Origin of the sequence: Streptomyces pratensis (assembly GCF_016804005.1) — a bacterium.
GTDB classification, from domain to species: Bacteria; Actinomycetota; Actinomycetes; order Streptomycetales; family Streptomycetaceae; genus Streptomyces; species Streptomyces pratensis_A.
The window spans coordinates 1,047,433-1,073,111 of sequence record NZ_CP051486.1; the positions used below are offsets into that span (position 1 = coordinate 1,047,433).

Genomic DNA, 25,679 nt, shown 5'->3' on the forward strand with positions numbered 1-25,679 from the left:
GGACTACCGACACGGCCGTACGACCCGTCCCCAATAGTGAACTTGCCCACACGGAGTGTGATCCGAGGCTTGCTCGAGTCGCGAAATCCCTTGTGGCACCACGGTACGCCGGGATCCTTAACCGCACAGTAGCCACGAAGTGTGGCCCAAGTCTCTGTCCGGACGGTCAACGCCGCGCGGCGTTTCTTTGTGGACTCCCTACGAACGGACGAGGGAATCTTTGCCGTCGCCACGAGACGGCGGCGCGGGCGGCGGCGCGGGCGGCGGCGCGGGCGGCGGCGCGGGGCACCGGCAACGGTGCGAGGCGTGCGCGACCTCTTGTCCGGAGCATTGCCCTCCCCCAAGCTCTTGAAGAGCAGGGGGGACCCCCGCGTAGGGTCCGCGCTACCGCACGTACTGCAGGTAACAGGAGGTGGCGCCGTGGTGCGCAGACCAGTGGCCTTCGCGACCGCGATCGTTCTGTTCGTGGAAGCCGTGGGCATCGTGCTCGTCAACGGCGTCCTCGCGACGGTCGCAGGCAACCAGAGGATGTCCCTGGCCGGGATGGATCCCGACCACATGGTCACCGGCACGTGGGTCATGGGCGGTGTTTCCGGGGCGCTGCTGTTGCTCTGCGGCCTGATACCGCTGCTGGCCGGGATACGCGACCGGGCGCCGGGGCGTCCCGCCAGGATCGCCCTGATCGCGTGCGCGGTCGTCCACGGCGTGCTGGGCGCACTGGCGGTCGGGCTGATCGGCTGGGCGGCCTTCGCGTTCCTGATGGCCGTCCTGGCCCTGATCGTGCTGACCCTGGTGGTGTTCGAGCGGCGTGAGCCGGAAGCGGGAAGGCCCGGCGCCGGGCAGGCTCCGGCGCCGGTGTGAGACCGGGACGGCTCAGACCCACAAGTCGGTGACGGAGATGTCCAGTTCGCCGAGCAGGCTGCGCAGCAGCGGCAGCGAGAGTCCGATGACGTTGCCGTGGCTGCCCTCGATCGCCTCGACGAACGGCGCCGAGCGGCCGTCCAGGGTGAACGCCCCGGCGACGTGGAGGGGCTCACCCGTGGCGACGTAGGCCGCCACCTCGGCGTCCGTCGGCTCGCCGAACCTGACGACGGTGGACGCGGTCGCCGACGCCGTACGGCCGGTGGTCGTGTCGATGACGCTGTGCCCCGTACGGAGGACGCCCGACCGGCCGCGCATGGACTTCCAGCGGGCGGTGGCCTCCTCGCCGTCGGCCGGCTTGCCGAACGCCTCGCCGTCCAGCTCCAGCACCGAGTCGCAGCCGATGACGAGCGCCCCCGCGGCCTCGGGGCGGGCCGCCACCGCCGCCGCCTTCGCCTCGGCCAGGACGAGCGCCAGCTCACCCGGGGTCGGAGCGCCGATCGCGTCCTCGTCCACACCGCTGACGATCACCTCGGGGGCGAAACCCGCCTGACGGAGGAGACCGAGACGGGCGGGGGAGGCGGAGGCGAGCACGAGGCGGCGCTGATCAGTCATGCCCGCCATCGTAGGCGGGGCCGGAGCCTCAGCGGATGCCCAGGACGAACATCGCCACCACCATGGCCAGTGCCAGCAGCAGCCCCGCGCGACGCATCATGTCCTGGGCGTCGCGCAGTTCCTTGGGGGGCTTGTTCTCGGGGTCGGACCACAGCATGGTTCCGATGGTGCTCCGGACACGGCTGCGGCGCCTGAGTACGCGTACTCAAGCGCCGCTCGGCCCGCCCTCAGGAGGGCCAGTACGTCCGTGCCCACGAGCGGGGCCCCGGCCGGAGTGCGCCCCGGCGGGCGATCCGTCCCGGGTCCGACCACTGCTCGGGCGGCAGCGGAGCGCCGGACGGCACCGTGGCCACCGCCGCCGCGCGCGCCCGGACCACGGCGAGGGCCGCGGCGAGCTCCTCCGGGGTCGGATTGCCCCGTACGACCTTGATCATGGTGGCTCCCTGTGGTTAGAGGGGGATGTTGCCGTGCTTCTTCGGCGGCAGCGACTCGCGCTTCGTACGGAGCTGGCGCAGGCCCTTCACGAGGTGGACCCGGGTGTCCGACGGCATGATCACCGCGTCGACGTAACCGCGCTCGGCGGCGACGTACGGGTTGAGGAGCGCGTCCTCGTAGCCGGCGATCAGCTCGGCGCGGGTGGCGTCCGGGTCGTCGGCGGCGGCGATGGTGCGCCGATGCAGGATGTTCACCGCGCCCTGCGCGCCCATCACCGCGATCTGCGCCGTGGGCCAGGCCAGATTCAGGTCGGCGCCCAGGTGCTTGGACCCCATGACGTCGTACGCGCCGCCGAACGCCTTGCGCGTGATCACGGTGATCAGCGGGACGGTCGCCTCCGCGTACGCGTAGATCAGCTTGGCGCCGCGGCGGATGATGCCGCCGTACTCCTGGTCGACACCCGGCAGGAAGCCGGGCACGTCGACGAAGGTGATGACCGGGACGTTGAACGCGTCGCACGTGCGGACGAAGCGCGCGGCCTTCTCGCTCGCGTCGATGTCCAGGCAGCCGGCGAACTGCATCGGCTGGTTGGCGACGATTCCGACCGGGTATCCCTCGACGCGCCCGAAGCCGGTGATGATGTTCGGCGCGAACAGGGCCTGCGTCTCCAGGAACTCACCGTCGTCGAGCACGTGCTCGATGGCGGTGTGCATGTCGTACGGCTGGTTCGCCGAGTCCGGGATGAGCGTGTCGAGCTCGCGGTCCTCGTCCGTGGTCCCCAGGTCCGCCTCCTCCGGGAAGGCCGGGGCCTCGGAGAGGTTGTTCGACGGGAGGTACGACAGCAGGGACTTGACGTACTCGATGGCGTCCTTCTCGTCGCCCGCCATGTGATGGGCCACACCCGACGTGGTGTTGTGCGTGCGGGCGCCGCCCAGCTCCTCGAAGCCGACGTCCTCACCGGTGACCGTCTTGATGACGTCCGGTCCTGTGATGAACATGTGCGAGGTCTGGTCGACCATGACCGTGAAGTCGGTGATCGCGGGGGAGTAGACCGCGCCGCCCGCGCACGGTCCGACGATCAGTGAGATCTGCGGCACCACACCCGAGGCGTGCACGTTGCGGCGGAAGATCTCGGCGAACAGCCCGAGGGCGGCCACACCCTCCTGGATGCGCGCGCCACCGCCGTCGTTGATGCCGATGACCGGGCACCCGGTCTTCATCGCGAAGTCCATGACCTTGACGATCTTCTCGCCGTAGACCTCGCCGAGCGAACCGCCGAAGATGGTGAAGTCCTGCGAGTACACGCAGACCGGGCGGCCGTCGACCGTGCCGTAGCCGGTGACGACCCCGTCCCCGTACGGGCGGTTCTTCTCGATGCCGAAATTGGTGGACCGGTGCCGTGCGAACTCGTCGAGCTCCACGAAAGAACCTTCGTCGAGCAGTAGCCCGACCCGCTCCCGGGCGGTCAACTTGCCCTTCGCGTGCTGCTTTTCGACGGCACGGGCGGAACCTGCGTGTGTGGCCTCTTCGATACGGCGCTGCAGGTCCGCGATCTTGCCCGCGGTGGTGTGGATGTCGCTCTGCGGCTCGGACATCGGGTGGCGGCTCCCTGCCTGGTCACGGGGACGGCTGGTACATCCGGTGAAGGTGCTTGACCGGTACGCGCTCGACGGCGACCTGCTCGTCGGCGGTAGTTGCTACTGACCCGTAGCGTATCGGCGCGGATACGGTTCGGCAGTGCGTCGTTGGCCACACCTAATGTGGGTTGCATGACACCTCCCGATGCGCCGCACAACCGCTGGTCGGACCTCGACAGGCCGCCTCTGAACGTCGCCGCGCTGCGCCGCGGGCTGCTGCGGCCCGGCGGTCTGTGGACCTCTCTCGACGTCGTCGACGCGACCGGCTCCACCAACTCCGACCTCGCGGAGCGGGCCGCCGGAGAGGGGCTGGCCGAAGGCGCGGTGCTCGTCGCCGAGGAGCAGACGGCGGGCCGCGGACGGCTGGACCGGAGCTGGACGGCTCCACCGCGCTCAGGTCTCTTCCTCTCCGTCTACCTGACCCCCGGCGGCATCCCCGCCGAACGCTGGGGATGGCTGCCGCTGCTGACCGGTGTCGCGGCCGCGACGGGCCTCGCGCAGGCGGCCGGCGTCGACATGGCACTGAAATGGCCCAACGACCTGCTGGTGACGATCGGCGGTTCGGAACGCAAGACCGGCGGCATCCTCGCCGAGCGTGCCGGGGACGGCGTCGTCATCGGCATCGGGCTCAACGTGTCGCTGCGGGCGGCGGAGCTGCCGGCCCCGCACGCCGGTTCGCTGGCGCTCGCGGGAGCCGTGTCCACCGACCGTGAGACCTTGCTCCGGGCAGTCCTGCGTTCACTCGAACAGTGGTACGGGCAATGGCGCGACGCGAACGGCGACGCCGCGGAGAGCGGGCTCCAGGCGGCCTACGCGGCGGGCTGCGCCACGCTCGACCGGACGGTGCGGGCCGAGCTGCCGGGCGACCGGTCCGTCATCGGCGAGGCCGTCGCGATCGACGGTGACGGACGGCTCGTACTGGCCACGGGGCACGGGCTCCAGGAGCCTGTGTCGGCCGGCGACATCGTCCACCTGCGCGGGGAGGAGGGGGGACTCACCTGATCCGGCCCTCCCGCACATACGGGTGATGTCACGTATGACGGACCCGGAACGGCGCGACCAGGGACGTGAGCCAGGGCACACCTGCCGTATCGTTGAGGCGATCCAGCGACAGATCGGCAGGGCAGTGCGCAGGGAACGGGCAGGAGGCGGCCGGTGACCGTCGACGACACGAACTCCGACGACGGCGCGGAGCCCTCGTCGGGACCGTCCGTCCACTCGACACCGCATCACGAGGTCGACCACACGGCCGAACCGACGGACGACCCTCTCGCCATCCGGCTGGAGTCCCTGATCCTGGGGGCCGACCGTCGCTACACACCGTTCCAGGCGGCCAGGACCGCCGGGGTCTCCATGGACCTGGCGTCCCGGTTCTGGCGGGCCATGGGCTTCGCCGACATCGGACAGGCCAAGGCGCTCACCGAGGCCGATGTCCTGGCGCTGCGCCGCCTCGCCGGTCTCGTGGAGGCCGGGCTGCTCAGCGAGCCGATGGCGATCCAGGTGGCCCGGTCCACCGGCCAGACCACCGCCCGGCTCGCGGAGTGGCAGATCGACTCCTTCCTGGCAGGGCTGACCGAGCCCCCCGAGCCGGGAATGACCCGCACCGAGGTCACGTATCCGCTGATCGAGCTGCTCCTGCCCGAGCTTCAGGAATTCCTGGTGTACGTGTGGCGGCGCCAGCTGGCCGCCGCGACGGGCCGTGTCGTGCAGACCGGGGACGACGAGGAGATGGTCGACCGGCGGCTCGCGGTGGGCTTCGCCGACCTCGTCGGTTTCACCCGGCTGACCCGGAGGCTGGAGGAGGAGGAGCTCGGCGAACTGGTCGAGGCCTTCGAGACGACCTCCGCGGACCTGGTCGCCGCGCACGGCGGGCGGCTCATCAAGACCCTGGGCGACGAGGTGCTCTTCGCCGCGGACGACGCGGGCACCGCGGGCGAGATAGCGCTCCGGCTGGTCGAGGCGATGGCCCAGGACACGACGATGCCCGCGCTGCGGGTCGGTATCGCCTTCGGCACGGTCACGACGCGCATGGGCGACGTGTTCGGCACGACGGTGAACCTGGCCAGCCGGCTCACGTCCATAGCGCCGAAGGACGCGGTGCTGGTCGACGGCGCGTTCGCCGCGGAACTGATCAGGAACGGCGACGCCCCCGCCTCCGAGGCCGAGGAGGCCGCGGCGGCGGCCGAGCGGGCCCGGCTGGTGGAGATCCAGGGCCGCCCGGACGGGGAGCCGCCGCCGTCGACGTACCGCTTCGGGCTGCAGCCGATGTGGCAGCGGCCGGTGCGTGGCCTGGGCGTGGTGGAGCCGTGGCTGCTGGCCCGGCGGGGCAAGCCGTCGACCTGACCCAGGCCGCGGAGGCAGGCGGGAACGGAGACCCGGCCCCGCCCGGCGGCCCCTAGGATCCCCGGTAACGCTCGTTAACCGGAGGGGTGCAGTCATGGGTGTCACGTCCGAGCAGAGGTTCGGGGAATTCGTCGTCGTGCGGCGGCACGAGGGCCAGGACCACGTGGCCGAGCTGGTGCTCGACCGCCCCAAGGCGATGAACGCCGTGAGCACCGCGATGGCGGTCTCCATCGCCGAGGCCTGCGCCGCACTCGGCGCCGATCAGGGGGTGCGGGCGACCGTGCTCACCTCCAGTCATGAGCGGGCCTTCTGCGTGGGCGCGGACCTCAAGGAGCGGAACTCCTTCACCGACGCCGAGCTCGTGCGGCAGCGGCCCACGGCGAGGGCCGCGTACACCGGCGTGCTGGAACTGCCCATGCCGGTCGTCGCCGCCGTACACGGCTTCGCCCTCGGCGGCGGCTTCGAGCTCGCGCTGGCCTGCGATGTGATCGTGGCCGACCGTACGGCCGTGGTCGGCCTGCCCGAGGTGTCCGTCGGTGTCATCCCGGGCGGCGGCGGTACGCAGCTGCTGCCCCGCCGGGTCGGCGCGGCACGCGCGGCCGAGCTGGTCTTCACGGCCCGGCGGGTGGAGGCGGCCGAGGCGCGCGAGCTGGGCCTGGTCGACGAGCTGGTCGAGGCGGGCCGGGACCGGGAGGAGGCGCTGGCTCTCGGCGGCCGGATCGCGGCGAACTCGCCGGTGGGGCTCCGGGCCGCCAAACGGGCACTGCGGCTGGGGCATGGTCTTGACCTGCGGGCCGGGCTCGAGGTCGAGGACGCCGCCTGGCGGTCCGTGGCCTTCTCCGGAGACCGTGCCGAGGGGGTGGCCGCGTTCAACGAGAAGCGGAAGCCGAGCTGGCCCGGCCAGTGACCCGGGAGACGAATTGAAGATCATCAGCGCCGTCAACTGATCAAAACGCCATAAACATACCTAAGCTGGGGCGATGGGCGGTGATGATGCGCGGCTGCGCGCCGTGGTTGCGCTGGCACAGACGATGGCGGCGGCCTACACCCCGCGTGAGTCCTGGCGCGCCGCGGCCGTCGGGGCGTGCGAGGCGCTGGCGGGCAGCTTCGCCGCCCTCTCCGTGTGGGAGAGGGAGCAGGGCCGGCTGCGCGTGCTGGTGAACGCGGGGGAGAGGGCCGAAGGGGAGGAGGAGTTCCCCGAGGCCGAGGCGTACCCCGTGCACCAGTTCCCGGAGATCACGGAATTCCTCCATGAGCGCTGGGCGGGCGGCGGTGAGCCCGACGCCTGGGTGGAGACCGTCGACGGCGCACCGGCGGCCGGCGCGCCTGCCCGGGGTGCCCGCCCGTACTGCCACCAGCGGGTCGCGGCGCTGCGCCGGCGCGGGCGGGGCTGCTGCGTGGTGGCGCCGATCGTGCTGCACGGACGGGCCTGGGGGGAGCTGTACGTCGCCCGCCCGGCCGGGGCCCCGGTCTTCGGCCGGGACGACGCGGACTTCGCCACCGTGCTGGCCGCCGTCGTCGCGGCCGGGATCGCGCAGACCGAACGGCTCGAGGAGGTCCGCCTGCTGGCCTTCACGGACCCGCTCACCGGCCTCGCGAACCGCAGGGCGGTCGACCTCCGTCTCGACGAGGCACTGGACCTGCACCGCGCCGAGGGCGCCGTGGTCAGCCTGGTCGTCTGTGATCTGAACGGTCTCAAGGCGGTCAACGACACGCATGGCCACGCGGTCGGCGACCGCCTGCTGGAACGTTTCGGCTCCGTGCTCTCGCTCTGCGGGGCGATGCTTCCCGGTGCGCTGTCCGCACGGCTGGGCGGGGACGAGTTCTGTCTGCTGGCCGTCGGCCCCCCGGCGGACGACGTGGTCCGGGTGTCCGAGGAGCTCTGCGCCCGGGCCGTCGCCCTGGACCCCGGTGACGGGGTCGCTTGCGGGGTCGCGTCCACGGGCGACGACATCGGCCCGGTGCCCTCCGCGCGCAGGCTCTTCCGGCTGGCCGACGCCGCCCAGTACCGGGCGAAGGCCGCGCGCTCCAGGAAGCCGGTGGTCGCGGGGCGCGACGGTGACGTGATCCGGCTCGCCGACTCGCCGCCCAGGTCCCCGCACGACCGCCGCAGGCTGCGCGGCAATCCGCCCGGCGGGGATCGGTAAGGGGTCAACCGCGCGACCACTGGTGACATGGCGGCTTTCAGTCCGTACGCTTCTGAATATGGATATGCAAACAGTCGTGGTGGGGACGTCCGGCACCACCGCCGAGGACGTCGTCGCCGTGGCCCGCCAGGGCGCCCGGGTCGAGCTCTCCGCAGCAGCCGTGGAGGCGCTCACCGCCGCACGGGAGATCGTCGACGCCCTCGCCGCCAAGCCCGAGCCGGTCTACGGGGTCTCGACCGGCTTCGGCGCGCTGGCCAGCCGGCACATCGGCCCCGGGCTGCGAGCACAGCTCCAGCGCAACATCGTCCGCTCGCACGCGGCAGGCATGGGCCCGCACGTCGAGCGCGAGGTCGTCCGCGCGCTGATGTTCCTGCGGCTGAAGACGCTCGCCTCCGGCCACACAGGCGTACGCCCCGAGGTCGCGCAGACCATCGCCGACGTGCTCAACGCGGGCATCACCCCCGTCGTCCACGAATACGGCTCGCTCGGCTGCTCCGGCGACCTCGCCCCGCTCTCGCACTGCGCCCTGACCCTGATGGGCGAGGGCGAGGCGGAGGGGCCGGACGGCACCGTGCGGCCGGCCGGTGAACTGCTCGCCACGCACGGCATCACCCCCGTCGAACTGCGCGAGAAGGAGGGCCTCGCCCTCCTCAACGGCACCGACGGCATGCTGGGCATGCTCGTGATGGCCCTGGCGGACCTGAAGAACCTCTACACGAGCGCGGACATCACCGCCGCGCTCTCCCTGGAGGCGCTCCTCGGCACCGACAAGGTCCTCGCCCCGGAGCTGCACGCCATCCGTCCGCACCCCGGCCAGGGCGTCTCCGCCGGCAACATGCTGCGGGTGCTCGCCGGATCCGGGCTCACCGGCCACCACCAGGACGCCGCCCCCCGGGTCCAGGACGCCTACTCCGTGCGCTGCGCACCCCAGGTCAACGGCGCCGGACGCGACACCCTCGCGCACGGGCGGCTCGTCGCGGACCGAGAGCTGGCCTCCGCGGTCGACAACCCCGTCGTCCTGCCCGGGGAAGGGCGGGTGGAGTCCAACGGCAACTTCCACGGCGCCCCCGTCGCGTACGTCCTGGACTTCCTGGCGATCGTCGCCGCCGACCTCGGGTCCATCACCGAGCGCCGCACGGACCGCCTGCTGGACAAGAACCGTTCGCACGGGCTGCCGCCGTTCCTCGCCGACGACGCCGGGGTCGACTCGGGGCTGATGATCGCCCAGTACACGCAGGCCGCCCTGGTCAGCGAGCTGAAGCGGCTCGCCGTCCCGGCGTCCGTCGACTCGATCCCGTCCTCCGCGATGCAGGAGGACCACGTCTCCATGGGCTGGTCGGCCGCGCGGAAGCTCCGTACCGCCGTCACCGGCCTCGCGCGGATCGTGGCCGTCGAGCTGTACGCCGCCACGCGTGCCGTCGAGCTGCGCGTCGCGGAGGGGCTGAGCCCCGCGCCCGCCTCGCGGGCCGTCATCGAGGCGCTGCGGGCCGCCGGTGTCGAGGGGCCGGGCCCCGACCGCTTCCTCGCCCCGGACCTGGCCGCCGCCGACGCCTTCGTGCGGGAGGGGAAGCTGGTCGCGGCCGTGGAGGCGGTGACCGGACAGCTGGCCTGACCGCGGTCGTGAGGGCCGCCGCGGGACGCGGCGGCCCTCACGTACCTCAGAAGCCGGTGCTCAGCGTGCCGCCCCGGCGTACCGAGTACACGACGAACCCCGCACCGACGACGAGGGAGGCCGTGCCGCCGAGCAGGTACGGAGTCGTGTCGACGCCCGCCCCCGTGTCGGCCAGCCTGTCCTCGGAGGTGAACACCCCGGTGGCCGAAGCCTGCCGGATCTCGGCGGAGGAACCGGCGGACGAGCCGGTGGAACCGCTCTGCGTCTCTGCCTCACCGGTCGCGTTGGCGGACGGGACGAACCAGAGAGCACCGAGCAGGGTGCCTGCCGCTGTGGTGGTCAGCAGCGTGCGACGAGCCATGGACACAGAATCGATCCCCTTGCGACAACCATCAGTTAGCCCTGCGGGCCGATGCTAAGCAAAGCAGCGGGTCGGAGGAAAGCCGCGGTTCCCGGGAGCCTTACGCTCCGGCGTATGAGCACTTCGGAGACACCCTCATTTGTTCGGCTTCGCGTGGAGATGGTGCTGGAGATCAGCGACGCGGACGCCCTGACCGGTACGGCGCTGGAGAGCATCGCCGCCGATTTCACCGCCTCGGGAGCGTCCGCCGACGAGTCCGCCGAGGAACGTACGCATGCCGAGGAGACGGTCAGGGAAGACGCAGCGGAGGCCCTCGCCTCACTGATCGACCCGTTCGATCTGGTGAGCCAGGTTCCCGGGGTCGAGCTCGCCCAGGCCTCCTGGAGCAGCGAGACGACCGACTTCGACCCCGACGCCGAGGACTGGGCCGCGGGAGAGGACGGGGACGAGGCGTACTACGGGATCGAGGACAATGACACGGACGACGAAGAAGGCGGCGGGAATACGGAACGCTGACGCCCGAGGGCCCCTCCTCACAGACGGCGGGAACCGTCGCGGTCCAGGGCGCGTCGATGAGTGGTGTTCCCCACATCTTCGGTGGATGTGGAACGGAAGACCCGGTCGCGGTGTTCTTGGAACATTGACGGGGAACCGCCGTCGGGCGACCCTGTCCGGGGATCTTGGGGAATCGGCAACGATGGAGAAGCGTGTGATGACGGACAGTAAGCGGCGCAAGGGCCTCATGGCCGCGTCCGCACTGCTCGGCGGAGTGCTGGTGCTTTCGGCCTGCAGCGACGACGGCGGCAGCGGCACGGGTGCGAGCGCCGACAGCTCGAAGACGTCACAGGCGCAGGTGGACGAGGCGGCCGCCAAGGACGCGTCCGAGGCGCAGATAACGATCGCGCCGAAGAACGGTGCGACCAACGCGAGCATCAACAACGCCGCGCTGGTCACCGTCGCCAAGGGCAAGCTGACCGAGGTCACCATGACCACGGCGGAGGGCGACGCGGTTGAGGGCAAGCTCGCGGCGGACGGCTCCAGCTGGAAGCCCGGCGGCCAGCTCGAGCGCTCCACGACGTACAAGATCAGTGCCACGGCGACCGACTCGAAGGACCGCGCGGCCCACGCGAACAGCTCCTTCACCACGGTCTCGCCCGAGAACAGCTTCATCGGGAACTTCACCCCCGAGGACGGTTCCACCGTCGGCGTCGGCATGCCCGTCTCGATCAACTTCAACAAGGCGATCACCAACAAGAAGGCCGTCCAGGACGGCATCGAGGTGACGTCGAGCAGCGGCCAGGAAGTCGTCGGGCACTGGTTCAACAACCAGCGTCTGGACCTGCGCCCCGAGGACTACTGGCAGGGCGGCTCCACCGTCACGCTGAAGCTGGCCCTGGACGGCGTCGAGGGCGCCGACGGCGTCGTCGGCGTGCAGCAGAAGACGGTCACCTTCAAGGTCGGCCGCAACCAGGTCTCGACCGTGGACGCCAAGGCGCACACCATGACCGTCACCCGGGACGGCAAGACGGTCAAGACGATCCCGATCTCCGCGGGATCCTCCGACAACCCGACGTACAACGGCCAGATGGTGATCTCCGAGAAGTTCAAGGAGACCCGCATGGACGGTTCGACCGTCGGCTTCACGGACGACGACGGCAAGGGTGAGTACGACATCAAGGACGTGCCGCACGCCATGCGGCTGTCCACGTCGGGCACCTTCATCCACGGCAACTACTGGGGCGCCAAGTCGATCTTCGGCAGCGCGAACACGAGCCACGGATGTGTCGGCCTCTCCGACACCAAGGGCGCCGACGACTCCAGCACCCCTGGCGCCTGGTTCTACGACAACTCCCTGATCGGTGACGTGGTCATCGTCAAGAACTCCCCCGACAAGACCATCACCCCCGACAACGGTCTCAACGGCTGGAACATGAGCTGGTCGGAGTGGACGGCCGGCTCCGAAGCCTGACCCTCGTCGCACCCGTCCCCTCCGAAGGCGGCGGCACCCGGATCCTTCCGGGCGCCGCCGCCTTCGGCGTGTGCGTGCCGTGCCCGGGGACGGCGTACGCGTCCCGGCAGTGTTCTCATCCCGCTCTCATCGGAGACTTAACTCCTCATCACGCCCGGTCCATATCTTCGCGCCATGTTCTTCACCTACCTCCGGCGCGAGCTGCGCCGCCGCAGAAAGGCGGCGCTCGTCGTCGCCTCGGGGCTCGCCCTCGGCATTGCGCTCGTCATCATCGTCAGCTCGGTCTCCTCGGGCATGAGCAAGGCCCAGGACAAGGTCCTGGAATCGCTGTACGGCCTGGGCACGGACATGACGGTGACCAAGGCCGCGGCCGCCCAGGGCTCCGGCGGCACGGAGCGTCCCCGCTTCGAGTTCGACGCCAAGGACGACGAGGACGCGACCCAGAGCACCGACCGGGTCATGGTCCAGGGCTTCCAGACGCTGGACGCCGGCACCGTCGACAAGGTGGGCGAGCAGACGGGCGTCGCTGACGCCGTCGGCGGGCTGAGCCTGACGGTCATGAAGGTCGACGGCCAGTTCAAGCGCGGTGAGTTCAAGCAGTCCCCCGAGGGCGGGGCAGCGGCCCAGGGCGGTCCCCGCGGCGGCGGCAGCGGTCAGCCGCAGGGTGAGGTCCAGGGCGGCGGAGCCTCCTTCGACGTCAACTCCTTCACCGTGTACGGCACCGACGTCACCCAGCAGGACCTCGGCCCGCTGACCTCCTCCAAGATCACCAAGGGTCGTACGTTCAAGGCCACCGAGACCGACGCCGAGGTCGCGGTCGTCGACGCCGCGTACGCCAAGGAGAAGGAGCTCGCGGTCGACGAGACCGTCACGATCTCCGGCACGAAGTACACGATCGTCGGAGTCTCGACGGCGGACAGCGGCGACGCGGCCGCCAACGTCTACGTCCCGCTGAAGCAGGCGCAGACGCTCGCCGACTCCAAGGACAAGATCACCACGGTCTACGTCAAGGCCGCCGACTCGCAGGCGATCGACACCGTCAAGGCCGCCATCCAGAAGAACATCACCGGCACCACGGTCACCACGTCCGCCGACCTCGCCGACACGGTCTCCGGCTCCCTCTCCACCGCTTCCGACCTGGCCTCCAGCGTCGGCAAGTGGCTCTCCATCGCGGTCCTCGTCGCCGCGTTCCTCGTCGCCGGGCTGCTGACCTCCTCCGCGGTCAGCCGCCGCGTCCGGGAGTTCGGCACCCTCAAGGCGCTCGGCTGGAAGAGCGGACGGGTCACCCGGCAGGTCGTCGGCGAAGCCCTCGTCAACGGCCTGATGGGCGGCGTCCTCGGTATCGCCGTCGGCCTCGCCGGCGCCTACGCCGTGACCGCCGTCAGCCCCACCCTCACCGCCCAGCTCGGCTCCACGGGCGGTGGCGGCGGCATGGGCGGCGGCGGCCCGATGGGCGGCGGCGGCCCCGGACGGCAGACCGCGTCCAAGACCCTCGACATCGCGCTGACCGCGCCGGTCTCCCTCACCACGATCCTCGTCGCCGTCGTCCTCGCGGTGGCCGGAGGACTCATCGCGGGAGCCTTCGGCGGCTGGCGGGCCTCCCGGCTGCGCCCGGCCGACGCGCTGCGCCGCGTCGCCTGACACCGCCCCGCCCCTCACTCTCCGTACGTACAGCAGGAGTCCACACGTGTACCAGCTCAAGGGTGTCACCAAGCGCTACATGCGCGGCAGGAATCCCGTCGACGCGCTCGCCGGGGTCGATCTGACCATCGAGGACGGCGGCAGGCTCGTCATCCAGGGCCCGACCGGCGGAGGGAAGTCCACCCTCCTGCAGATGCTCGGTGGGCTCGACCGGCCCACCTCCGGCACCATCGAGCTCGACGGCGTCGACCTGGCCAGGCTCCCCGAGTCCCGCCTCACCAAGGTCCGGGCCGAGTCCATCGGATTCGTCTTCCAGAGCTTCAACCTCATCCCGACGCTCACCGCCCAGGAGAACGTCGAGACCGCGCTCGTGCCCCTCGGCCTCGGTGCGAGGACCCGCCGCGAACGGGCCGCGGAGGCGCTGGAGTCGGTGGGTCTCGGCGACCGGCCCACCCACCTGCCGAGCGAGATGTCCGGTGGTCAGCAGCAGCGGGTGGCCATCGCCCGTGCCCTGGTGAAGCGGCCCAAGGTGCTGCTCGCGGACGAACCGACCGGCAACCTCGACGAGTCCATGCGCGACGAGATCATGGACCTGCTCGACGGGCTGTGGAAGGAGCACGGGCTGACCTTCGTGATGGTCACCCACGACAGTTCCCTCGCCCGCAAGGCGCCCCGGGTGGCCACCATCCGCAAGGGCAAGGTGACGGTGACGGAGAACGCGGCGGCCTGATCCGCGCCCCCACGGACCTCACGGCCGCCCTTCTCCGGCTGTGAGGTTCGCCACCCGCACGGCCCCGCGAAGCGGGCGCCGTGCGGCCCCTCCGCCCCGGTGGCACGGGGTACGGGCGGGCAGAAGCGCGCGTACCGGGACGAACAACCGTGGTCACCATGTGGATGTCGTCCGGGCAAGGCCGGGCCGCACTGCGAGACTTGCCGGGTGCAACGGCCCCCACGGGCCGGGTGGCGCCTCCGGGGACAGGGAGCGCCGACGCGCACGATCCCACCCACGGAAGGTCTTGATCAGATGCCGGCCAGTTCCGACTCCCTCACCCCGCGCACCGCCGAGAACCGTGTGATCGAGCCGCTCTACGCGGAGATCCTGCGGCGCAACCAGGGCGAGGGCGAGTTCCACCAGGCGGTGCGCGAGGTCCTCGAAACCCTGGGCCCCGTGCTGGCGCAGCGCCCGGAGTTCGTCGACGCCCGCATCATCGAGCGGATCTGCGAGCCCGAGCGCCAGCTCATCTTCCGGGTGCCGTGGTCGGACGACGCCGGCGACATCCACGTCAACCGCGGTTTCCGCGTCGAGTTCTCCAGCTCGCTCGGCCCGTACAAGGGCGGTCTGCGCTTCCACCCCTCCGTCAACCTCGGCATCGTGAAGTTCCTCGGCTTCGAGCAGATCTTCAAGAACGCCCTCACCGGTATGCCGATCGGTGGCGGCAAGGGCGGCGCGGACTTCGACCCCAAGGGGCGGTCCGACGCAGAGGTCATGCGGTTCTGCCAGTCGTTCATGACCGAACTCCACCGTCACCTGGGCGAGTACACCGACGTCCCCGCCGGTGACATCGGCGTCGGCGGCCGGGAGATCGGCTACCTCTTCGGCCAGTACAAGCGGATCACCAACCGCTACGAGTCCGGTGTGCTCACCGGGAAGGGGCTCGGCTGGGGAGGCGCGCAGGCGCGCACCGAGGCCACCGGCTACGGCTGCGTCCTGTTCACCGCCGAGATGCTGCGGGTACGCGGGGAGTCCCTCGAAGGCCAGCGCATCGCCGTATCCGGTTCCGGCAACGTGGCCATCTACGCCATCGAGAAGGCCCAGCAGCTCGGTGCCACCGTCGTGACCTGCTCCGACTCGGGCGGCTACGTCGTCGACGAGAAGGGCATCGACCTCGACCTGCTCAAGGAGATCAAGGAGACGGGCCGCGGCCGGATCTCCGAGTACGCCGAGCGGCGCGGAGACCACGTGCGGTACGTCGAGGGTACGGGCGTGTGGAGCGTCCCCGTGGACGTGGCCCTGCCCTGCGCCACCCAGAACGAGCTGCACGAGGCCGACGCGCTCGCCCTCGTACGCAACGGTGTGAAGGCGGTCGCGGAGGGCGCCAACATGCCCACCACCCCCGAGGCCGTCCACGTCTTCCAGAAGGCGGGCGTCGCCTTCGCCCCCGGCAAGGCGGCCAACGCGGGCGGCGTGGCCACCAGCGCCCTGGAGATGCAGCAGAACGCGTCCCGCGACTCGTGGACCTTCGCCCACACGGAGGAGCGCCTGGCGCAGATCATGCGGCACATCCACGACTCCTGCCACACCACGGCCGAGAAGTACGGCAGCCCGGGCAACTACGTGGTCGGCGCGAACATCGCCGGCTTCGAGCTCGTCGCGGACGCGATGCTGGCCCAGGGCCTGATCTGACCCTGCCGCCTCGTGGGGCCCGGAGCGGCGAGCTCCGGGCCGTGCGGACGGGCGAGCTCCGGGTGGCGCCGGACGGGCGAGCTCCGGGTGGCGCGGCGTCACCGGCGCCGGTAGTACTCCGCGCAGCCCGTGTTCGCCACCAGCACCACGGCGAGTACCGCCGCCGCCACCGGACGGCCCGTCCCGTACACCGCCGCCGCACCGCCCCCGAGCACCACCGTCTTCACGGCCAGCACCCCGGCGAGCGGCACCGGGAACCGCGCGCGGGGGGCGGCGAACAGGCCCCACAGCACGACAGCCGCAGCGGGCGCTCCGACACCCAGGGCCAGCGACGCCGCCAGGCCCTCCGGGGCCGTGAAGCCCCACCACGCGAGAGCGCCGATCGCGACCAGTTCGAGTACGAACGCGAGCACCTCGTTCGCGGCGAACCAGGGGTGGTCCCGCGTGAGACCGCCGTGCTCCTCGCGCGTTGTCATCCGCAGTCCTCTCCTAGGAGTGCCCCGGCAGGACGTCTCATGCCGAGGGGGTCATGCGGGCGCCCGGCGCGGTGCCGGACGGGGTCAGGAAGGTGGTCGTCGGCAGGGTCGCGTCGGCCGCACGCGGGGCCTCGGCGGAGGACGGGTCCGTGGTGGTGTACTCCGGCGGGCCGCCGCCCCCGTCGTCCCAGGTGTTGCCCTCGGACCGGGAGGACTCCGCGAGCACGGTGTCCGGCCCGTCGCCGCTGTCCACCGCCGCGTTGGAGCTCAGCAGGGCGGCCGCGGTGGGCAGATAGAAGTTAGTGCCGTTGCGGAAAGCGGTGTTGCGGGTGAGGCGGACCGCGCCGGAGTTCCCCTCGTCGTTGAAGCCGAGTCCGGCGTTGTCCCAGGCCGCGTCGTCGGTGAGCACGTGCGCGACGGAGGCCGAGGTGTTGCCGCCGCCCAGGGTGAATCCGTTGCCGTTGCGATAGGACCAGGTGGAGCGCACCGTCACCGGGCTGGTGAAGCCGCCCAGGTCGATGCCGTCGGCCCCGTTGCCGAAGGCGCGGCAGCCCCGGACGGTGTTGCCCCCGCCCGAACCGAATTTGATCCCCAGGCCGACCCCGCCGGCCCGCCCCGGCCCGTTCGAGTGGAAGTCGCTGTCCAGCACGGTGTTGTTCTCGGTGCCGGCGTCTCGCAGGGTGAGGCCGGACTCCGCGTTGTCATGGAGGGACAGGCCACGGAACACGTTGTTCCGGCAACTCCGGCAGACGTACGCATGGCTGGCCGAGCCCCTGATCTCCAGGCCCTGCACGGTCCAGTGGTCCGCCTCCTGGGTGACCGTCCACGTCGAGTCCGGCAGACCGGACGCGTCGATGACGGGCCGCTCGCCCCGGTAGTTGCTGAGGGTGATCCGGCGGGCCGCCGTGCCGTCGGTCGTGAGGGACGCGCCCTCGGCGGGCCGGTAGGTCCCGCCGCGCATCGCGATCGTCTGCCCGGGGCGGACCACGGAGACCGCCTTGGCGAGCGTGGCGTAGGGCCGGGCGCGGCTGCCGTCCCCGTCGTCCGAACCGCCGGGCGCGAGATAGATGTCGGCGCTGGTCACTCCGATCGCGCCACCTGCCCGCCGGGCGGTGGCGGCGGCGGTCGTCTTCGGCGAGGCGGACGGTGAGGCGGTGGCGGAAGGCGTCCGGGAGGGTTCGGCAGGGGCCGTACCGACAGGCTCCGCCGGGCGGTGCGCGGCGGGCGGAGCGGCGGAGGGCGTCGGTGCGGGGGTGTGCCACACCGGATAGGTCAGCACCCCGGTGACGACGGCGAGCACCGCTGCCGACGCCGTGACCGTCTTCGCCGTGACGTGGTGCAGCAGACCGCCCGCCCCGCCGCCGGCCGTCTGCCCGAGCAGGGAAGCGGCCTCCACGGTGTGACGTACACCGTCCACCAGCCCTCCGGGCACCGGCACCAGGCCCAGCCCGGGCAGCAGCTTCTCCGGAGCGACCAGGCCGGTCCCCAGCGCACCGCACCGATGGCAGGCACGCACATGGCGGGTCAGCCGCTTGCGCCACAGCGCGCCCGTACCCCCGTCCCAGCCGTGCGCGGCGTCGGCCAGCCCCGGGCAGCGGGGCGCGACGGCCAGAGCGCGGACCACCGTACGGGCTTCCTCCAGCCGCACCTTCATGCGCCGTATCCGGACAGCGGTGTGCCGGGCGTCCAGGCCGATGGCGTGGGCCACGTCGGCGCGGCCGATCCGGCCCGCCTCCTCCTCCCACCACAGGGCGAGCAGCCGCCGGTCGTCCTCGTCCAGCCAGCGGGCCGCACGGGCCAGATCCCGGCGCTGGCCGGTGAGTTCGAGCTCGGCGACCGTGCGCTCGGCGAAGTCGGTGAGCGGATCGGCGACGTCCTCCACCTTGTGCGCGTGGAACCGGCCCCGGGCCGTCCGCCGCTGGTGCTGCTGGATCTCCCGGTAGGCGATGGCCACCGCCCACGAGCGGAACCGTCCCGGCTCCCGCAGGGACGGCAGCGCGCGGACGATCCGCAGCATCACCTCCTGCACCAGGTCGTCCACGTCGGCGTGGCCGTTGAGCGCCCGGCCGACGATTCCGTATACCAGCGGCAGGTGCGTGGAGAGCAGCTCCTCCATCGCACGGGGGTCGCCACGCCGGGCCTCGGCCACGAGCGCCGCCGTGTCGCGCACGGCCCGGCCGGTCCCGCTGTCCGTCATCCCGTCACGGCTCCTCACTCGCTTCGGGGCCGGTCACCGGCGTCCCCGTGGAAGCGGCCGTACCGGCCAGGGGCCCGGAGGCACGCATCGTGGCACAACCACGAGGGTCCGTAAAGAAGTTGTCGCTGTCGCCACTCGGGCCGAACGCGCCGCACCCGCCCCACGGACACCCGTTCCCCGGTCCGGAAAAGTTTCTTCCGGATTTCCGTCATCCCCGCCCTCCCGGCGCATCTACCTGGGCACTGCGGCCCACTGCACTTCACCTGCCGGGCCATCCGAAGGAGCGAACGATGACCGAGAAACCGAACGGCAAGCGACGCGCCGTAGCCGTCGCGATCGTGGCGGGGGGTGTGCTGGCCGGTGGGCTGGTGTCCCCGGCGGGTGCGGCGGCGCTGCCGGCGACGGGCGGTGTGTACCAGCTGGTGGTGAAGAAGAGCGGCAAGTGCGTCGACGTGCCCGGGGCTTCGGCGGCGAACGGGGCGTTGTTGCAGCAGTGGGGGTGTACGGAGGGTGCGGCGTGGCAGCAGTTCACGCTGGCGGCCGACGGGTCGGGGAAGTACCGGCTGGTGAACAAGTCGAGTGGTAAGTGCGTGGACGTGCCGGACTACTCGAAGGTGAGCGGGGTGCAGCTCCAGCAGTGGGGGTGCGCGGGTCAGACGAACCAGCAGTGGACGCTGGCCGCGAGCGGCACGGACACCTATCAGATCGTGAACGTCAACAGCGGTCTGTGCATGAGTGACAAGGGCGCTTCGACGGCGAGCGGTGCGGCGATCATCCAGGAGACCTGCACCGCCAACAGCAACAAGCAGTGGGCCTTCAAGCCCGTCGGATCCACGGGCCCGGCCACCGTCGCCGCCGACGGCACCGGCACCCACCGGACCGTCCAGGCCGCCGTGAACGCGGTCGGCAGCGGCAACGCGAGCCGGGTCACCATCACCATCAAGCCCGGCACCTATCGCGAGCAGGTCAACATCCCCGCCGACAAGCCCTTCGTCAGTCTGAAGGGCCTCGGTGACTCCCCGGACGACGTCGTCATCGTCAACAACCGCAACGCGGGCGACTACGGGACCGCGGGCTCCGCCACCGTCGTCGCGCTCGGCCACGACTTCGACGCCACGAACCTCACGCTGAACAACGACTTCGACGAGAACACGTCCGACACCGGTGACCAGGCCCTCGCCCTCTACCTGGACGCGGACAGGGCCGTCCTGGACGACGTACGGCTCCTCGGCGACCAGGACACCTTCCTGGTCAACAACAAGGCACGTGCGTACGTCGTCGACTCGTACATCGAAGGCACCGTGGACTTCATCTACGGCGGTGGCACCGCCGTCTTCCACTCCTGCACCGTCCACGAGAAGCGCAGCACCGGCGGCCCGATCACCGCTGCCAGCACCCCTGCCGAGAAGGCGTACGGCTTCCTCTTCTACCGGTCCACCGTGACGGGCGCCGTGTCGAACACCACCCAGCTCGGCCGTCCGTGGCGTGCCGACGCGCAGGTCCTGTACAGGGAGTCGTCGCTGTCCTCGGCATTGGCGACCGCCCAGCCGTGGACGGACATGTCCTCCAACTCCTGGAAGAACGCCCGGTTCTCCGAGTACCGCAACACCGGCGCCGGAGCGACCGTCAACGGCAACCGTCCGCAGCTGACGGACGCCCAGGCGGCGAACTACACACCGCAGAAGTACCTGGCCGGCACGGACGGCTGGAACCCGGTGCGCTGACCGGCCACCGCACCACGACCCGCACATACGAGAGAGGGACGAGCACCTATGCGCACACACCGGAACAAGCGGAAATCCCTGGGGTTCGGAGCGCTGCTGACAGCACTGCTCCTGGCCGTCGGCGGAATCCTGGCCGGCGGTCTTGCCTCACCCGCGGGCGCGGCGACGCTGCCGGCGGCCGGCCAGGTCTATCAGCTGGTGGTGAAGAAGAGCGGGAAGTGCATCGACGTCCCCGGGGCTTCGGCGGCGAACGGCGCGTTGTTGCAGCAGTGGGGGTGCACGGAGGGTGCGGCGTGGCAGCAGTTCACGCTGGCGGCCGACGGGTCGGGGAAGTACCGGCTGGTGAACAAGTCGAGTGGTAAGTGCGTGGACGTGCCGGACTACTCGAAGGTGAGCGGGGTGCAGCTCCAGCAGTGGGGCTGTGCCGGTCAGACGAACCAGCAGTGGACGCTGGTGGCGAGCGGCACGGACACGTATCAGATCGTCAACGTCAACAGCGGTCTGTGCGTCAGTGACAAGGACGCCTCCACGGCCAGCGGGGCGGCGATCATCCAGGAGACCTGCACCGCCAACAGCAACAAGCAGTGGGCCTTCGAGCCGGTCTCCGGCGGGCGCGCCTGGTCCGACAAGGCCGACGGCTTCGCCTCCACCGGGGGCGGCACCACGGGCGGTGCGTCCGGTACGACCGTCACCGTCAAGAACTACGCGGACCTGGCGAAGTACGCGACCGCCTCCGAGCCCTACGTCATCAAGGTCGCGGCCGCGATCACGGTCACCCCGTACGGCCATGAGATACCGGTGAAGTCCGACAAGACGATCATCGGCGTAGGCACCTCCGGCCAGATAGTCGGCGGCGGCTTCTTCCTCGGCGCCGGCGTCCACAACGTCATCATCCGCAACCTCACCATCCGCGACACCCGGATGACCGAGGACGACCCCGACGACAAGGACTACGACTACGACGGCATCCAGATGGACACCGCCGATCACATCTGGATCGACCACAACCGCATCGAGCGGATGAACGACGGGCTCATCGACAGCCGCAAGGACACCAGCTACCTCACCGTGTCCTGGAACGTCATGGGCGAGCAGAACAAGGCCTTCGGCATCGGCTGGACGGACAACGTCACCGCCCGCATGACCATCCACCACAACTGGATCCACGACACCAACCAGCGCAACCCCAGCATCGACAACGTCGCCTTCGCGCACCTCTACAACAACTACATGCAGAACGTGAAGTCGTACGGGAACCTGTCGCGCGGCGCATCGAAGACCGTCATCGAGAACACCTACTACCAGAGCGTGGCCAACCCGTACTACGTCGACACCACCGCCGCGTCCCTCACCCAGACCGGCAGCATCTGCGTCTCCTGCACCGGCAAGCAGCAGACCAACGGCACCACCTTCAAGCCGTCGGACCACTACGGCTACACGCTGGACCCGGCCGCCGACGTCCCCGCCCTGCTCAAGCAGTACGCCGGCCCGCAGAGCAACATCGGCGGCTGAGCCGGCACCTCCGGCCGTCACCGTTCTGCCGACAGCAGATCCGCCCGGCGCGGAAGGCTTCCGCCTCCCGCGCCGGGCGCTTCGTTCCTAGGCTGGGGCGATGAGCAGCCACGTGCCGAACCGCGCCCGCGTCATCCCCCTGCGTCCCGCTCCCGTTGCCAAGGAACCTCTCTGGCGTGACATCGTCGGCGATGTCCTGCGCCGCGAGCGCCTCGCCCAGGAGCGCACGCTCAAGGACGTGGCCGAGGCCGCCCGGATCTCCGTGCCGTATCTCTCCGAGGTCGAGCGCGGCCGCAAGGAGGCCTCCTCCGAGGTGCTCGCCGCGGCGGCTCGCTCGCTGGGGCTCGGGCTGGCCGACGTGCTGTTCCTGGCCCAGCGTGAGCTCGCCCCCAGCACGTCCTCCCGTACGCGTCCTGCCCGGGCCTCGATGGGCGAGGTGCGATTGGCCGCCTGAGCCGCCTGAGCCGCTGAGCTGCCTGGGCCTGAGCCGCCGGGGGAGCCTCAGACCCCGGCCCAGTAGGCTGCCCGCACCGTTCCCTCCGCGAAGTCGTTGCGAGGGAGACGCAGGCCGAGGGATTCCTCCAGGGCGTGGAAGTACAGCTCGTACGTGCTGGTCAGTTCGGGATGGTCCAGCTCGGCACGGCGCAGGGCCCTGTTGAGGAAGTCCAGTTCGCCGCCCCGGAGAAAGGGGGCGCGGCCGTGCTCGTACCACAGCAGCTCCACCGCGTCCGAGTCGTCGGCGACGCGGCGGCCGTCCCGCACGTAGTCGAAGTTGTAGATGGCCTTCGCGGAGGTGGCGGTCAGCCACACGCTCTCCTCGATCCCGAGTGCCGCGTACGCCTCCTTGTCGGCGAAGGCCCCCGGAGGCGTCTCGTGGTGCAACAGGTACGTCCACCCCCCTGCCTGCCCGTAACAGCAGCTCTTCCACTGCCGGTCCCAGTGGGCCCGGCCGCTGTCCACGGCCTGTAGGTCCTTCAGGCGCGTGCCGGCTGCGACCTGCGCGGGATCGGCCCCGTACAGCAGGGCGAGGCGCTCGGCGTCGACGGTTCGTCCGGGCGCCGCGCGGTAGAAGGCGAGCGTCGTGTACGGCGCCTGCTCAAGCCAGGACCCGGCTATCCAGGCGAACCCCTCCAGCGGGTCGCGGCCGCACGCCTCGACCGTCCCCGTGTCGTCCAGGCCGCCACCGCGGAACCGCCTGCCCCATGCCGGATCGATCCGGTCCAGCAGGTCGGCCACCTCCTCCAGGCCGTCGCCGCGCTGCCGCATCGCAGCCTCGGCGATCAGATAGAGCACCTGTTCGAGATGGCGGGTGTCGAAGGATTCCCGGTAGGGACCGTGACGGCCGTGCACCGTGCCGTCGGCTTTCAGTAGCAGGAACAGGCCGCCGTCCTCCGCCTCCTCGGCGCGCTCGGCCCACTCCTCCAGCTCGTCCTCCGAGCTCGTCACGGGCGGCAGCCCGACGTCGTCGAGCAGGGCGTGTCGTGCGGCCGTCCGCTGCCAGGCCTCTGTGAGCGTCCGCTCGGTGATTTCCATGTGCGGCAATATATGAGGGGGCACCGACAACCGGTGGCGCTGCGGCCCTGAGCGATGTCGGACGAGCCCACGCCCCGTGGCGGGCGTGAGCTCGTGGGACGGCTACTCCGCGGCGGTGGGGGCCGGGGCGATCCCCGTCGGGCAGGCCCGGCCCCAGTTGGTCTCGGAGGGGGACTCCAGGGTGGCGCCCGTACCGCCGATGCCGCAGTAGCCGTCCGGGTTCTTGTCGAGGTACTGCTGGTGATATCCCTCGGCCGGCCAGAAGGTGCGGCCCTCCGCCGGGAGGATCTCCGTGGTGATCTGCTTGAAGCCCGCGCCCGTCAGCACCTGCTGGTACGCCTCGCGGGAGGCCTCCGCGGCCTCCGCCTGCTCGGGGGAGTGCGTGTAGATCGCCGAGCGGTACTGCGTCCCCACGTCGTTGCCCTGGCGGAAGCCCTGGGTCGGATTGTGGGACTCCCAGAACAGCTTCAGGAGCTCCGCGTAGCCGACGACCTTCGGGTCGAAGACCACGCGGACCGCCTCCGTGTGGCCGGTGAGGCCCGAGCAGGCCTCGTCGTACGTCGGGTTCTCGGTGTAACCGCCCTGGTAGCCGACGAGCGTCGTCCAGACGCCCTCCGTCTGCCAGAACTTGCGCTCGGCGCCCCAGAAACAGCCCAGCGCGAAGTCGGCGACCTCCAGCCCCTGCGGATACGGGCCGGTCAGCGGGTTGCCGAGGACCGTGTGGCGGGACGGAACCGTGAATTCGGGGGTGGGGCGGCCGCGCAGGGCCTCCTCCGGGGTGGGGAGCTGCGGGGTGCGGTGGGTCAGGAACATGCGGGGCTCCTCCGGGGTCGGGGTTCGGTCCTTGCAACGCCGCGGAGGCGCCGGGGATTCCTTTGTCTCAGGCCGTCGGGGCCGGGGGCTCGCGACGTTCGTCACTTTCACGGCGCACGCCGGCCGGGTGCTCGTAGGAGGCCATGTACGCGGCGGTCTTCCGCCTCGCCCGCACCCAGAACCAGACGGCGAGGGCTATCAGGACGATCGGGATCAGTCGTTCCACGGGTGTGCCGGTCCAATCCGGAGGGGGCGGGTGTCGTGCCGGGTCAGTGGAGCAGGGTCGCGGGGCTGCCGCCGTTCGCCTCGTAGCCGGCGACGGCCAGCGCCCGGTACACCGTGTACTCGGCGGCCGGATCCGGATTCTGGGTCCAGGGCAGCGCGCCCACGTGACCGTCGATGTGGACGAGCTGCTGCATGGCCTCCGACCAGCGCTCCATGCGGACCAGGAAGAGGACCAGCAGGTGCCGGACATGGGCGAGCATCGGGTCGTCCGCGCGGGCCGCGTGCACCGCGAACATCGCGCCCCCGACCGCCTTCGTCACCACGACACCCCGGTAGAAGCCCTGCACCAGATTGACCTCGGGCAGGTGCTCGTACACCGCGAACAGCGGCAGAGCGGCGAGGAGCGACCCCTGCGGGGCACGGGCGGCGGCTGTCGTCGCGAAGCGGTCGGCCTCCTCGCGGGAGCCGTGCCACTTCTCGCACCAGAAGTGCAGGGCAGCGATGTGCGCGCCCATGTGCGCCGGGGCACGGTCGATGATCTTCACCCACAGCTGGTCGAACTCCTCGTGGGAGTAACCCAGCCCGCGGGCGACTGCCAGCTCCACGATGTAGGGAATCGGATCGCCCGGGGCCAGCAGCGCGGCCTCGCCGCAGACCGTGCGGGCCTCCTCCAGGATGATCCGGAAGTCGTCGGTGCCCACCGTGCCGGTGCGCCACGCCTGCTGCACCAGGAACTCAGCGTGCACCGCCGCGGCGCCCGCGTCCTTCGGGGCCTCGGCCCGCCACGCCCTCAGCCACGCGCCGCCGGCACCGGGCCGCTGCGCCAGCTCCAGGGAGGCGGCACCGGCGAACGCCTGCACCCGCTGCCAGCGGACCTCGCCGTCCTTGGGCGTGCCCGCGAGCAGCTGGGAGGCGGCCTTCCAGCTCCGGGTGTTCTGGACGACATCGAGGACGTCGAGCAGATCCTGGTCGGGGCCCGGCATCCGGACGTCCAGCTCCTCCTGACGCGCGAAGCCGTAGGTGTCCGGATCGGCGGCGTCGGGCGAACCGGGCGCCACCTGGCGGATACCGCCACGGCGCCGCAGCATGATCGGGCCGACGACGGCGGCCAGCATGCACAGGGCGAGCAGGAACCACAGAATCTCCATGCGGTCCATTGTCCCCGGACGGGTAT

The 25,679-nt window shown here is 71.1% G+C and carries 25 protein-coding genes; 14 read left to right on the forward strand and 11 right to left on the reverse strand.

Features of this window, described 5'->3' with window-relative positions:
* The first annotated feature begins 420 nt into the window (after positions 1-420).
* Positions 421-861 carry a hypothetical protein gene (locus HED23_RS04675; RefSeq protein ID WP_203182151.1) on the forward strand — a complete coding sequence of 147 codons (441 nt, stop codon included), beginning with the start codon at positions 421-423 and terminating at the stop codon, positions 859-861.
* 12 nt (positions 862-873) lie between these two features.
* On the opposite strand, the gene HED23_RS04680 is transcribed toward HED23_RS04675, so the two are convergent.
* From HED23_RS04680 to HED23_RS04690, 4 genes are all read right to left on the reverse strand, one after another.
* Positions 874-1,485, reverse strand: coding sequence for a nucleoside triphosphate pyrophosphatase (locus HED23_RS04680; protein ID WP_203182152.1), 612 nt, complete (start codon positions 1,483-1,485; stop codon positions 874-876).
* Between the two features lie 19 nt (positions 1,486-1,504).
* The gene (mmpB, locus tag HED23_RS35645) at positions 1,505-1,633 is read right to left on the reverse strand and encodes a morphogenic membrane protein MmpB (protein WP_014047983.1); all 129 of its coding nucleotides are present in this window, start codon (positions 1,631-1,633) and stop codon (positions 1,505-1,507) included.
* 70 nt (positions 1,634-1,703) lie between these two features.
* Positions 1,704-1,910 (reverse strand): acyl-CoA carboxylase epsilon subunit, encoded by a 207-nt coding sequence (locus tag HED23_RS04685; RefSeq protein ID WP_203182153.1) that lies wholly within the window; start codon positions 1,908-1,910, stop codon positions 1,704-1,706.
* A gap of 15 nt (positions 1,911-1,925) precedes the next feature.
* Entirely contained in the window at positions 1,926-3,506 is a 1,581-nt protein-coding gene (locus tag HED23_RS04690; protein ID WP_203182154.1) for an acyl-CoA carboxylase subunit beta, read from the reverse strand.
* Between the two features lie 174 nt (positions 3,507-3,680).
* Between HED23_RS04690 and HED23_RS04695 the strand changes: the two genes are divergently transcribed.
* The 5 genes from HED23_RS04695 to hutH all read left to right on the forward strand — a co-directional run bounded on the left by HED23_RS04695 (position 3,681) and on the right by hutH (position 9,650).
* Entirely contained in the window at positions 3,681-4,550 is an 870-nt protein-coding gene (locus HED23_RS04695) for a biotin--[acetyl-CoA-carboxylase] ligase (protein ID WP_203182155.1), read from the forward strand.
* A gap of 153 nt (positions 4,551-4,703) precedes the next feature.
* Positions 4,704-5,891: an adenylate/guanylate cyclase domain-containing protein gene (locus HED23_RS04700; RefSeq protein WP_203182156.1), complete on the forward strand. Its 1,188-nt coding sequence runs from the start codon at positions 4,704-4,706 to the stop codon at positions 5,889-5,891.
* A 94-nt stretch (positions 5,892-5,985) separates the two neighbouring features.
* Positions 5,986-6,798 (forward strand): enoyl-CoA hydratase/isomerase family protein, encoded by an 813-nt coding sequence (locus tag HED23_RS04705; RefSeq protein ID WP_203182157.1) that lies wholly within the window; start codon positions 5,986-5,988, stop codon positions 6,796-6,798.
* 73 nt (positions 6,799-6,871) lie between these two features.
* On the forward strand, positions 6,872-8,038 hold the full coding sequence (locus HED23_RS04710) for a GGDEF domain-containing protein (protein WP_203182158.1): 1,167 nt from the start codon (positions 6,872-6,874) through the stop codon (positions 8,036-8,038).
* 58 nt (positions 8,039-8,096) lie between these two features.
* Positions 8,097-9,650 (forward strand): histidine ammonia-lyase, encoded by a 1,554-nt coding sequence (gene hutH / locus HED23_RS04715; RefSeq protein WP_203182159.1) that lies wholly within the window; start codon positions 8,097-8,099, stop codon positions 9,648-9,650.
* A 46-nt stretch (positions 9,651-9,696) separates the two neighbouring features.
* Here the strand turns inward: hutH and HED23_RS04720 are convergent, their stop codons facing one another.
* A complete protein-coding gene (locus HED23_RS04720; protein WP_203182160.1) occupies positions 9,697-10,017 on the reverse strand; it encodes a hypothetical protein in 321 nt (106 codons plus the stop codon).
* A gap of 108 nt (positions 10,018-10,125) precedes the next feature.
* Here HED23_RS04720 and HED23_RS04725 point away from each other — a divergent pair, with 108 nt between their 5' ends.
* The 5 genes from HED23_RS04725 to gdhA all read left to right on the forward strand — a co-directional run bounded on the left by HED23_RS04725 (position 10,126) and on the right by gdhA (position 16,025).
* Positions 10,126-10,527 carry a hypothetical protein gene (locus HED23_RS04725; protein WP_203182161.1) on the forward strand — a complete coding sequence of 134 codons (402 nt, stop codon included), beginning with the start codon at positions 10,126-10,128 and terminating at the stop codon, positions 10,525-10,527.
* Between the two features lie 181 nt (positions 10,528-10,708).
* Positions 10,709-11,980, forward strand: coding sequence for a L,D-transpeptidase (locus HED23_RS04730; protein WP_203182162.1), 1,272 nt, complete (start codon positions 10,709-10,711; stop codon positions 11,978-11,980).
* 174 nt (positions 11,981-12,154) lie between these two features.
* Positions 12,155-13,621: an ABC transporter permease gene (locus tag HED23_RS04735; protein WP_203182163.1), complete on the forward strand. Its 1,467-nt coding sequence runs from the start codon at positions 12,155-12,157 to the stop codon at positions 13,619-13,621.
* Between the two features lie 46 nt (positions 13,622-13,667).
* Positions 13,668-14,351: an ABC transporter ATP-binding protein gene (locus HED23_RS04740; protein ID WP_203182164.1), complete on the forward strand. Its 684-nt coding sequence runs from the start codon at positions 13,668-13,670 to the stop codon at positions 14,349-14,351.
* 294 nt (positions 14,352-14,645) lie between these two features.
* Positions 14,646-16,025: an NADP-specific glutamate dehydrogenase gene (gene gdhA / locus HED23_RS04745; protein ID WP_203182165.1), complete on the forward strand. Its 1,380-nt coding sequence runs from the start codon at positions 14,646-14,648 to the stop codon at positions 16,023-16,025.
* Positions 16,026-16,123: 98 nt separating this feature from the next.
* Here gdhA and HED23_RS04750 read toward each other — a convergent pair whose 3' ends face one another.
* Together HED23_RS04750 and HED23_RS04755 are read right to left on the reverse strand one after the other, a co-directional pair.
* Positions 16,124-16,501 (reverse strand): YrdB family protein, encoded by a 378-nt coding sequence (locus tag HED23_RS04750; RefSeq protein ID WP_203182166.1) that lies wholly within the window; start codon positions 16,499-16,501, stop codon positions 16,124-16,126.
* Positions 16,502-16,538: 37 nt separating this feature from the next.
* The gene (locus HED23_RS04755; RefSeq protein WP_203182167.1) at positions 16,539-18,698 is read right to left on the reverse strand and encodes a sigma-70 family RNA polymerase sigma factor; all 2,160 of its coding nucleotides are present in this window, start codon (positions 18,696-18,698) and stop codon (positions 16,539-16,541) included.
* A 290-nt stretch (positions 18,699-18,988) separates the two neighbouring features.
* Here HED23_RS04755 and HED23_RS04760 point away from each other — a divergent pair, with 290 nt between their 5' ends.
* From HED23_RS04760 to HED23_RS04770, 3 genes are all read left to right on the forward strand, one after another.
* The gene (locus tag HED23_RS04760; protein WP_203182168.1) at positions 18,989-20,422 is read left to right on the forward strand and encodes a pectinesterase family protein; all 1,434 of its coding nucleotides are present in this window, start codon (positions 18,989-18,991) and stop codon (positions 20,420-20,422) included.
* 48 nt (positions 20,423-20,470) lie between these two features.
* Complete coding sequence (locus HED23_RS04765; protein ID WP_203182169.1) at positions 20,471-21,934, forward strand: RICIN domain-containing protein; 1,464 nt, start codon at positions 20,471-20,473, stop codon at positions 21,932-21,934.
* Positions 21,935-22,034: 100 nt separating this feature from the next.
* Positions 22,035-22,388: a helix-turn-helix domain-containing protein gene (locus HED23_RS04770; protein ID WP_203182170.1), complete on the forward strand. Its 354-nt coding sequence runs from the start codon at positions 22,035-22,037 to the stop codon at positions 22,386-22,388.
* 47 nt (positions 22,389-22,435) lie between these two features.
* Here HED23_RS04770 and HED23_RS04775 read toward each other — a convergent pair whose 3' ends face one another.
* From HED23_RS04775 to HED23_RS04790, 4 genes are all read right to left on the reverse strand, one after another.
* Entirely contained in the window at positions 22,436-23,467 is a 1,032-nt protein-coding gene (locus tag HED23_RS04775; protein ID WP_203182171.1) for a hypothetical protein, read from the reverse strand.
* Between the two features lie 102 nt (positions 23,468-23,569).
* A complete protein-coding gene (msrA, locus tag HED23_RS04780; protein WP_203182172.1) occupies positions 23,570-24,280 on the reverse strand; it encodes a peptide-methionine (S)-S-oxide reductase MsrA in 711 nt (236 codons plus the stop codon).
* Positions 24,281-24,347: 67 nt separating this feature from the next.
* A complete protein-coding gene (locus HED23_RS04785) occupies positions 24,348-24,506 on the reverse strand; it encodes a hypothetical protein (protein ID WP_203182173.1) in 159 nt (52 codons plus the stop codon).
* Positions 24,507-24,549: 43 nt separating this feature from the next.
* Positions 24,550-25,653 carry a hypothetical protein gene (locus tag HED23_RS04790; protein ID WP_203182174.1) on the reverse strand — a complete coding sequence of 368 codons (1,104 nt, stop codon included), beginning with the start codon at positions 25,651-25,653 and terminating at the stop codon, positions 24,550-24,552.
* Positions 25,654-25,679 lie beyond the last annotated feature (26 nt).